Source organism: Zemynaea arenosa, assembly GCF_004614185.1.
Lineage (GTDB): Bacteria > Pseudomonadota > Gammaproteobacteria > Burkholderiales > Burkholderiaceae_D > Telluria > Telluria arenosa.
In genome coordinates, this window is the sequence record NZ_SPVF01000166.1 from 18,344 (window position 1) to 28,267 (window position 9,924).

Consider the following 9,924-nt stretch of genomic DNA (forward strand, 5'->3'; position numbering starts at 1 on the left):
CGTCGGAAAAATCAGCGCTTGAGGATCATGCCCTGGCCGGTCGGCAGCGGGAACACGCGGTAATTGCGCTTGGCGAACCATGCGTCTTCCGCGATCTTCTGCTGGCGGTAGATGCCGGCCCACTCGTAGTCGTCCAGGATGATCATCCCGCCGGGGACCACGCGGTCGAACAGGGCGTCCAGCGTCGCGACTTCAAACTCCGCGTTGTTCAAGTCGATGTGCAGGTAGGCGATCTTCTCGGGCGAATTCCCTTCCAGTGACTGCGGCAACAGGCCTTTCACGAGGCGCACGTTGTCGTAGCCGTCGAAGCGGGCCTTGATCTGCTCGAACATGCCGTCTTCCTGGCCGGTGAAGGTGTGGTGTTCGACCGGGTTGTAGTCGTAGGTGTCGTAGCCCCAGAAGGTCTTGGTGAAGTTCTCCTTGCCGAAGTAGTCCACTACCGTCTTGATGCCGGTGCCGCGGTACACGCCGCACTCCACGAAGTCGCCTTCCAGCTGCGCGCAGTGGTAGGCCGAGGTGCACAGGATGTAGCGGCGCCACGCGATCGCGCGGTCGGCATCGTTCTGCGTGTTGGACTCCCAGGCACGCACGAACTCCTTGTCCTCGAACGGGGAATTGCTTTTCCCCCAGGTGAACAGGTTGTCGCCGAGGTAGGTGCCCGGCACCACCAGCTTCTGCGCCTCTTCCAGCAGCGCATAGAAGCGCGCGGGATCGGTGATGCCCCAGACGGTCGGCACGCGGAAGTTGATCACGCGGTTCGGGTCTTCGATCGGGGTGTGCGGGGGCAGTTTCATCGGGGCTTCCTTGTGGGTGATCGGCTGGCCGCGGCGCGGCACGATGGAGAACAGCTTGTCTTCGAATTGGCGCACGAAGCGCGGGCTGTCGAACAGGGCGCAGGTCAGGCGGTTGTCCTGCAGGTGCTGCTTGAGGCGTGCAATGCGCTGCGGGTCCAGCGCCAACTCCACGGCCTTGTTCTCGTATTCGTCGAGGTTGTAGGTGATCAGCTCCGGCAAGCCCGCCGCGCGCAGCAGGCTGCCCGCCATGCGCGAGCTGAAGGTGCGCTCGCTGCAGGTCAGCACCGGCAGGCCGGCCCACAGGGCGTCGCTGGCGGTGGTGCCGGCGTTGAACGGGATCGTGTCGAGGAACAGGTCCGCGGCCTTGTAGCGCGCGAGGTAGTCCGCGGGCGCGGCGCGTTCGGCGAAGAAGAGGCGGTCCGGGTCCACGCCCATGCGCTCGGCGGCGGCGCGCAGATTGAGGCGCACCACCTCGTGGTCGGACACCATCCACAGCACGCTGTTCGGCACGCGCTTGAGGATATTCATCCAGCGCTCGAACACGCGTTCCGTGAATTTGAAGTTGTTGTTGAAGGAGCAGAAGACGAAAGCGTCTTCCGGCAGGCCGCACTTTTCACGCGTGGGCGTGGGGCCGATCTCGCGCTGGCGGTCGTTGATCTGGAAGCACTCGGGCATGTACAGAGGCTTCTCGGTGAAGTACGGCGTCAGCTCGGGCGGGATCAGGAATTCGTCGGCGACCACGTAGTCGATGGAGGGCAGCGCGGTCGGGCCGGGGAAGCCGAGGTAGGTCACCTGCACGGGCGCGGGGCGGTACGAGAGGATGTCCGGCCGGGTGCCGAGGGTCAGGCCATGCAGGTCCACCAGCACGTCGATCTCGTGGGAGCGAATCAGCTTTGCGGTGTCCTCGTCGCTCAGGTGGTCGACGCGGATGTAGTGGTCCATGGCCTTGACCACGCGGGCGCGCAGCGGAGTGCCGTCTTCACGGCTCCAGCTGAAGGCGTAGACCTCGACGCGGGAGCGGTCGTGCAGTTCGTAGAGTTCCGCGGTGAGGATGCTGACCGCGTGCGAGCACAGATCGCCGGAGAGGTAGCCGATGCGCAGCTTGTCGTGGTCATACCCTTCGCGCGGAGCCAGGGGGGTATCGGTCAGCGGCTTGACCTTCTCGCGCACGTAGCGGCGGGCGGCGTCCAACTGGTCCTGCGGGTCGCTGGAGGCGGACAGCATCGCGAGGGCGCTGGTGGCGTCCACCATGTCCTGCTGGCTGATGCCGGGCAGCGCGGCGTAGATGGGCCACTTGCACTGCTTCTGGCGCAGGTGGATCAGGTGGGTCAGCACCTTGGGCTGGTCCGGGTTCAGGGCCAGGCTGCGGGCCAGCAGGTCTTCGGCATCGGGGAACTGCTTGCGGTTCTCTAGCACGCGGCCCATGTTGTTCAGGGCCTGGATGTAGAAGTCCTTGCCCGACGGGTCCTGCAGGTTGACCATGCCGGAGACCTTGTTCCACAGCGTGAGCGCGGCCACGATGTCGCCGCGGCGCTCGAGCAGGGTGGCCAGGTTCAGTTGCGGTTCGATGAAGACCGGGTTCAATTCGATCGCGCGGCGGTAGGCCTGTTCGGCGCCGTCGTCATCCTGCACGTTGGCCAGGCTCACGCCCATGTTGAACAGGACCGCGAAGGCGACGCTGGACCTGGTGTGGTCCAGCCAGGTGCGGTACAGCGCGATGGCGTCGTGCGGCTGGCCGGCCTCGGTCAGCTGCTGGGCGCAATTGAACAGCTCGACGACGGGCAGGGCGCCGGCGCGCGCCAGGTCGGCCGCCAGCGGCGCCGCCTGATCGATGGCGCCGGAAGTATCGAGGAGCCGGCGCAGGTGCTCCAGGCTGTCCTGCGGCGCGAGGGTCGTGGTCATGGTCCGTGAATGGATTGAGTCAGGGAACGATTGTAAACCAGCCCCAAGGGCAGTCCAGACGGTGAAAAGGGCGGGTAAACGGCCGCAATTGCCACGGCCGCCCCCGCCGGGGTACGTCCCCACAGGGTTATCTTTTCCGACATGGGTGCAGCCGATTCGCCTGTCTCTGGCCCTTGGCAGCGGCCTGGACCGACACCGGGGTGCGTCCCCACACGGTTATCTTGTCTGGGGGCGGGTCGGCGGGTGGATGACAAAAACGTTATGATGGCGCGGCCTTCATTCTTGCGACCTCATCATGCTGCGCACGCCGGACGCTTTTTCACCTTTGCTGTCTCCGCTGGACCATCCTGATCCACTGACCCTGGTGTTCCAGGAGGGGCGGCTGCTGGTGCGGGCGGAGGATCTGGCGCTCGCCCCGGCGGATGTGCTGGCGGGGCTGGTGCTGCCTGCAGAGCGCATCCATCCCGTGGGTCTGCTGGGCGAGCGGTATGTGCAGGCGGTCTGGCTCGATGCGGACGTGGCGGCGCCGGAGGGGCACGAATTCAAGAGCCTGCGGGCTTTGTTTGGCAACGTCGACGACGAGGTGCTGGGCCTGGCCAGCCGCGGCGTGCAGATCGCCGAGTGGGCGCGTACCCATCGCTATTGCGGTGCCTGCGCGCACCCGATGGCGCTGGTGTTTGGCGAGCGCTGCATGCGTTGCCCGCACTGCGGCCACAGCGCCTATCCACGCATCTCGCCGGCCATGATCGTGATCGTGCGCAAAGAGGACAAGGTACTGCTGGCCCTGCATGCCCAGTCGCCGTACAAGCGCTATGCGCCGCTGGCGGGGTTCCTGGAGGCGGGCGAGTCCGCCGAGGAGGCGGTGCACCGCGAGGTGTACGAGGAGGTCGGGCTGCGGGTGCACAACCTGCGCTACATCGGCAGCCAGTCGTGGCCGTTTCCGCATTCGCTGATGATCGCGTTCACGGCCGACTACCTGAGCGGCGAGATCCGCGTGGACCCGGACGAGATCGCCGAGGCGCGCTGGTTCGGGCCGGACGATGAGTGGCCGGACACCTCGCCCGGCGCGTCGATTTCGCACACGCTGGTCAACATGCACCGGCCCGCTGCCGCCCGTTAAGGCTTGCTGCCCGGCTTGTCTCCGGTGCCGCGCATGTGGATCAGGCGCTGGAACAGGTCGAACCAGAACGGTGCGCCGAACAGACTGCTCGCGGCGGTCAGCAGCCAGCCGGACAGGCGGACCAGCATGCTCGTGTCCCATACCGGCAGAGCTTGCCAACCGACGGGCAGGGTGCGCAGCGAGGCCAGGGTCGCGCCATCGATGGCCGTCGGCGGCATGGCCTTCAGCTGGGCGGTGAGGGTGGGCTGGGTCCACAGGGTCTGGAACAGGTGCACGCTGTCGATATTGAACGCGACGGCGATGGCCAGCGAAATGAACAGGCTGATCGCCAGCGACTTGCGCTTGTAGGCGCCCGAGACGCGCTCCATGGTGTTGTCGAACCAGCGCGCGGCATTGTCCTGGAACACGGGCAGGCTGCCGTGGGCGCGCAGGTACATGCTGCGCAGGGCGCCGCGCACTTGCGGGTCTTGCACCAGGTCGATGTCCCGCCCCAGCTGTTCGAAATTGCCGGGGATGGTCTGGAGGGTGTCGATCAGCGCGATGGCGAAGTGCTTGGGGTCGATGTAGGACGGCTTGTGGCGCAGCTCGTGCGGATCGGTGGCGCTGCCGTCGTCGCGCGGGTTGACCAGGGCGTGCGCGTACAGGTTGCGGGCCAGTCCGCTGAAATCCGGGTCGTTGAGCATGGTGCGGATGCCCTTGAGCAGGGTGCGTGCGCGCAGGTGCAGCGCGGCGGCGATCGCTTCCTGCAGCGTGCTGACCAGCAGGCCGACAAAGCCATAGCAGAAGGTCATGCCGATGGCGACTTCGAGGACGGTGCTTCCGAACATGGCGGTCTCCTGGATGAAAATCCGACAATTCCACGCTAGACCGCTGCCGCTGGGGCCGTTGTCCTTGCATCAAAGGGCGTTCGGAAGACGTTGGCGGATTCCTCTATACTGTCGCCCTTATTTGTTGAATTTTGCGAGCTGCACGACATGTCCCACGACACCTTTAACGAAAACGACTGGCGCCGACTGCTGCAGAGCCTGGGCGAGAATCCCGACCGTCCGGGCCTGCTGGAAACGCCGACCCGGGTGGCGAAGGCATGGCAGCATTGGACCTCGGGCTACGACCAGGATCCGGTCGAGCTGTTGAAGGCGTTCGAGGACGGGGCCGAGCAGTACAACGAGCTGATCGTGGTGCGCGGGATTCCGGTGTATTCGCACTGCGAACATCATCTGGCGCCGTTCTTTGGCAAGGCGACCATCGGCTATCTGCCGAACGGGAAGATCGTGGGCCTGTCCAAGCTGACGCGGCTGGTCGACTGCTTCGCCAAGCGGCTGCAGGTGCAGGAACGTATGACGATCCAGATCGCGGAGGCGCTGATGAATGCGCTGGAGCCGAAGGCGGTGGGTGTGGTCGTCAAGTGCCGCCACATGTGCATGGAATCGCGCGGGATCCGTACGCCGGGCGAGGAGACCATCACGTCCGCGATGCTGGGCGAGCTGCAGCCGAACCTGGCGCTGCGCACCGAGTTCCTGGCGCTGGCACGCGAATCCTGATGTTTAAAGGCTGGTTGACCGACGTTGAGGGGGCGTTCGCGCAGGCGCGGGCGCAGGGCAAGCCGTTGTTCCTGTATTGGGGTGCGACCTGGTGCCCGCCGTGCAACCGGACCAAGGCGACGGTGTTCCAGTCCAGCCGCTTTGCCGAGCTGGCGCAGGGGTTCGTGGCGCTGCATCTGGATGGGGATGCGCCGGGCGCGCAGGCGCTGGGTGCGCGGTTCCAGGTGCGTAGTTATCCGACTCTCGTCGTGCTGCGTGCGGACGGGACCGAGATCACGCGCTTGCCGTGCGAGGTGGAGGGGCTGCGCTTCCTGGAGCTGCTTGCGCTTGCGTTGTCGAGCCCGGTAACGGTGTCCGAGGCGCTGGCGGCGGCGTTGAACGGATCGGCGCAGTTGAGCGACGATGCGTGGCGTTTGCTGGGCTTCTACTCGTGGGATACGGACGAGGGCGCTCTGCTGGCGGACCGTCCGCTTGCGGCCACCTTGGCACAGCTGGCCGAGGCGGCGCCGGCGGGCGAGGCGCGCGTGCGTTTCCAGTGGCTAGGCCTGCAGGCTGCCCTGGCAGCGCGCACGTACGCCGGCAGTGCGGCCGCCGATGCCGCTGCGGTGCAGGCCGTGCTGGCGGACCGCGCATCCGTCCATGCCCAGCTCGACCTGGTGCTGAACCTGGCAGTCGACCTCGTGCGTGGTCTGACCGCGCCCGACACCGCCGAACGCGTCCAGCTTGCTTCGGCGTGGGCGCAGGCATTGGAATTCATCGAGAACGATCTGGCGCGGAACGTCGCCGATCGCCTGCAAGCGCTGCGCACCCGCGTGCGCTTGGCGCGGCTGGGCGGTCCTGCGGTCAACATGGGCATGGCGCGCTCGCGCGTCGAGACGGCCCGGCTGGTGGTCAGCGAGCAGGCGCTGCGGCATACCGTGATCAACAGCGCCGCAGGTGTGCTGGCCGACGCCGGGGCGCTGGACGAGGCGCAAGAGCTGCTCGAAGCGGAACTGCCGCGCTCGCACGCGCCTTACTACTTCATGCACAACCTGGCCACCATCGCCCGCAAGCGCGACGACCGCGCGGGCGTCCTGCGCTGGTACGAGCAGGCAGCGCGCACGGCCGTGGGCCCGTCCACGCGCCTGCAATGGAGCGTCACTTATCTGCTGGCCCTGGTCGAACAGGCGCCCGGCGACGCCGCCCGCATCCAGGCCGCAGCCGCCGACGTGCTGGCGCTGGCGCGCGCACTGCCCGACGCCCGCGCCCAGCGCAACGGCATCCAGCTCCGCAAGCTCGTTGGCAAGCTCGACAGCTTCGCCGCCCCGGCCGCCGAGCTCGCCGCCTTCGCCCGCGCCTGACCTGCCTACAACGGTAGGAATCGCGGTAGCCGCCTCAGCTGAACATTCCACACCGGGGACGTACCCCGGCGTACATCTGTAGGAATCCGGGTAGCGGCCTGAGCTGAACTTTCGACACCGGGCACGTACCCCGGCGTACATCTGTAGGAATCGCGGTAGCCGCCTCAGCTGAACTTTCCACACCGGGGACGTACCCCGGCGTACAGGTGTAGGAGGGTGCCGCGGAGCGTGCCGGGGTGGGGCGGCGCTCGCCATCGCCGGTGCGGGTGGCGGGCCGCGCGCGGTCAGTCGTCGCCTGAAATCTTTTTGAACTTAGTTCCACATCGCGCGCTCCAAGCCGTTTTCGGAGCCCCGCATGGAACCTATTACTCGAGAACAGTTTGAACCGGTGCGCGCGCTGCTGGAGGGCGCGCGGCGCCGCACGCGTCCGCGCGTCCACGACCTCTACGATGTCTTCACCGCCGTCCTGCACTTCATCGACACCGGCGGCCCCTGGCGCAGCATGCCGCCCGACTTTCCGCCCTGGCGCACCGTCCACGAGTACTACACGCAATGGACCCTGCGCCGCCACAACGAATCGACCCTGCTGGAACGCGCGCTGGAAATGCTGGGGCGCCACGACCTGCTGGACAAGCTGCGCGCCCGCCTGGCCCGCAATGTCTAGCCGCGTCAGCGCACCACCAGCACCTCGGCGACCCAGTCCACGAAGGCGCGCACCCGGGCCGACAGGTGGCGATTGTGCGAGTACACCACCGACACGGGCAGCGGCGCGGGCCGCCACTCCGGCATGACCTCGACCAGTTCGCCCGCCGCCAGATCCGGCTCCAGCCCCAGCTGCGGCACCTGGATCATGCCGAGCCCGGCCCGGCAGCAGGCCAGATAGGCCTCGCTGCTGGCCACGGCCACCAGCGCGCGCATCCCAACCGTTTTGACCACGCCATCGTCGAGGTACTCCCACTCCATGTCGCGCCCGGTCTGGCTCGAGTAGAAATTGACCGCCAGGTGGTGCGGCAGCTCCGCAGGCGTGCGCGGCGTGCCGTGCGCGGCCAGATAGGCGGGCGCGGCCACGTTGATCTGCTCCATCTGGCCGATGCGCTTGGCAATCAGCCCGGAATCGCGCAGCGTGCCCACGCGCACCGCACAGTCGATCCCTTCGCCCACGAGGTCGGCAAAGCGGTCCGACGCACCGACGCGCAGCTGCAGGTCCGGATAGCGTGCAAAGAAGTCCGGCAGCCGCGGGATCAGCTGGCGGTGCGCCATCCGTTCCGGCAGCTCGACGCGGACCACGCCGTGCGGCCTGGCGGTGGCCGAGAACAGGTTGTTGAGGTCGTCCACATCGGCCAGCACCCGGCTGCAGCGGTCGAAATAGACCTGGCCCTCCACCGTCAGGCTGACCTTGCGCGTGGTGCGCTGGAGCAGCCGCACGCCGAGCTGGCGCTCGATCGCCTGGACCGCGTTGGTGACGGTGGGCCGAGGCAAGTCCAGCCGCTCGGCGGCCAGGGTGAAGCTCTTGCACTCGGCCACGGTGCGGAAAATCTGCATGCCGCGCAGCTGGTCCATTGTTAATCCTGTACGAATAAAGATGTCGAGAAGAGCATATTTATTGCCGAGTTTGATAATAGCAAAATGGCGGCATTGACCACACCATGGAGGCAGGAATGAAGCAGGTTCAACTTGGCAAATCGGGGCCGCAGGTTGCGCGCATGGGCCTGGGCGCAATGGGCATGAGCGATCTCTACGGTCCGGCAGACCGGCAGGAAAGCATCGCCACCTTGCACGCGGCGATGGAAGGCGGCATCACCCTGATCGATACCGGCGACTTCTACGGCATGGGCCACAACGAGCTGCTGATCCGCGAGGCGCTGGCCGGCCGCGACCGCGACAACGTGCTCATCAGCGTGAAATTCGGCGCCCTGCGCGGGCCGGACGGCAAGTGGCTGGGTTACGACGCGCGTCCCGAGGCGGTGAAGAACTTCTGCGCCTACTCCCTCAAACGTCTGGGAACGGACCACATCGACATTTATCGCCCCGCGCGCCTGGACCCGAACGTGCCGATCGAAGACACCATCGGCGCCATCGCGGACCTCGTGAAGGCCGGCTACGTGCGCCATATCGGCCTGTCCGAAGTGAGTGCCGAGACGATCCGCCGCGCCCACGCCGTGCACCCGGTGTCGGACTTGCAGGTCGAGTACTCGATGATCTCGCGCGGCATCGAACAGCCGGGCGCGGGCGGCGGCATCCTCGCCACCGTGCGCGAGCTGGGGATCGGTGTCACCGCCTACGGCGTCCTGTCGCGCGGCCTGATCTCCGGCCACTGGACCACCCAGCGCGAGGGCGAGAAGGACTTCCGCGGCCTGATGAGCCCGCGCTTCCAGGGCGCCAACCTGCAGCAGAACCTGTCCCTGGTCGACCGCCTGCGCGAATTCGCCGAAAGCAAGGGCGCCAGCGTGGCCCAAGTCGCCATCGCCTGGGTTCTGGCCCAGGGCGAGGACATTGTGCCCTTGGTCGGCGCGCGCCGCCGCGACCGTCTGGCCGAAGCCTTCGGCGCCCTTGACCTCGCGCTCAGCCAGGACGACCTGGCCCAGCTCAACGCCCTGGTGCCGCCGGACGCCGTGGCCGGCACGCGCTACAACGAGGCGCAAATGGCACACCTCGACAGCGAACGGCGCTGACCGGCCATGGCGCCTCGTCCTACATGAGCACGATTCAAGTCATGCTCATAACGGATGAGGTAGCCTAAAGGCATGTTTGAAAAACTCAATCTCGCGCTGTTTTACGCAATTCACGGCAGCCAACAACCCGCCTGGCGCATCGTGCTCGGCGAGCTGATGGCCGAATGGCTGATCATGCTGGTGCCGCTGACGCTGGTGCTGCTCTGGATGAGCGGCCGCGACAGCTGGCGCCTCGCGGCCCTGCGCGCGCTGCTGGCCACCGTGGCCGCGCTCGTGCTCAACTGGGTGCTCGGCCACCTCTGGTTCCACCCGCGTCCGTTCATGCTCGGGCTGGCCGAGAACGTGCTCAACCACGCGCCCGACAGTTCCTTCCCCAGCGACCACGCCACCATCATGTTCACGGTCGCCTTGGTGCTGCTGCGGGACCGCGCGGTGCGGCCGTTTGGCGTGCTGATCGGCATCGCCGCGCTGGCCACGGCCTGGGGCCGCGTCTATCTCGGCGTGCACTGGCCGCTGGACATGGCCGGGGCCGCCGCGATGGCCGCGCTGATGACG

The 9,924-nt window shown here is 67.0% G+C and carries 9 protein-coding genes; 6 read left to right on the plus strand and 3 right to left on the minus strand.

Annotated elements, in window-relative coordinates:
• Positions 1–11: 11 nt before the first annotated feature.
• Entirely contained in the window at positions 12–2,696 is a 2,685-nt protein-coding gene (locus E4L96_RS13485; protein ID WP_135207747.1) for an O-linked N-acetylglucosamine transferase family protein, read from the minus strand.
• A gap of 295 nt (positions 2,697–2,991) precedes the next feature.
• On the opposite strand from E4L96_RS13485, the gene nudC reads away from it, so the two are divergent.
• Positions 2,992–3,816, plus strand: coding sequence for an NAD(+) diphosphatase (gene nudC / locus E4L96_RS13490; protein WP_135207748.1), 825 nt, complete (start codon positions 2,992–2,994; stop codon positions 3,814–3,816).
• Here nudC and E4L96_RS13495 read toward each other — a convergent pair.
• A complete protein-coding gene (locus tag E4L96_RS13495; RefSeq protein ID WP_135207749.1) occupies positions 3,813–4,643 on the minus strand; it encodes a hypothetical protein in 831 nt (276 codons plus the stop codon). The two genes, nudC and E4L96_RS13495, sit on opposite strands and share 4 nt — an antisense overlap.
• Before the next feature lie 147 nt (positions 4,644–4,790).
• Between E4L96_RS13495 and folE the strand changes: the two genes are divergently transcribed.
• The 3 genes from folE to E4L96_RS13510 all read left to right on the plus strand — a co-directional run bounded on the left by folE (position 4,791) and on the right by E4L96_RS13510 (position 7,361).
• Positions 4,791–5,357, plus strand: a complete 567-nt coding sequence (gene folE, locus E4L96_RS13500) for a GTP cyclohydrolase I FolE (RefSeq protein WP_135207750.1) — start codon at positions 4,791–4,793, stop codon at positions 5,355–5,357.
• Entirely contained in the window at positions 5,357–6,697 is a 1,341-nt protein-coding gene (locus tag E4L96_RS13505; protein WP_135207751.1) for a thioredoxin family protein, read from the plus strand. Before folE ends, E4L96_RS13505 begins: the two co-directional genes overlap by 1 nt.
• A gap of 355 nt (positions 6,698–7,052) precedes the next feature.
• Positions 7,053–7,361, plus strand: a complete 309-nt coding sequence (locus E4L96_RS13510) for a transposase (RefSeq protein ID WP_135207752.1) — start codon at positions 7,053–7,055, stop codon at positions 7,359–7,361.
• A 5-nt stretch (positions 7,362–7,366) separates the two neighbouring features.
• On the opposite strand, the gene E4L96_RS13515 is transcribed toward E4L96_RS13510, so the two are convergent.
• Positions 7,367–8,257 (minus strand): LysR family transcriptional regulator, encoded by an 891-nt coding sequence (locus tag E4L96_RS13515; protein ID WP_135207753.1) that lies wholly within the window; start codon positions 8,255–8,257, stop codon positions 7,367–7,369.
• Positions 8,258–8,355: 98 nt separating this feature from the next.
• Here E4L96_RS13515 and E4L96_RS13520 point away from each other — a divergent pair, with 98 nt between their 5' ends.
• Positions 8,356–9,369: an aldo/keto reductase gene (locus E4L96_RS13520; protein ID WP_135207754.1), complete on the plus strand. Its 1,014-nt coding sequence runs from the start codon at positions 8,356–8,358 to the stop codon at positions 9,367–9,369.
• A 72-nt stretch (positions 9,370–9,441) separates the two neighbouring features.
• A partial coding sequence (locus E4L96_RS13525) for a phosphatase PAP2 family protein (protein WP_135207755.1) occupies positions 9,442–9,924 on the plus strand: 483 nt, incomplete at its 3' end.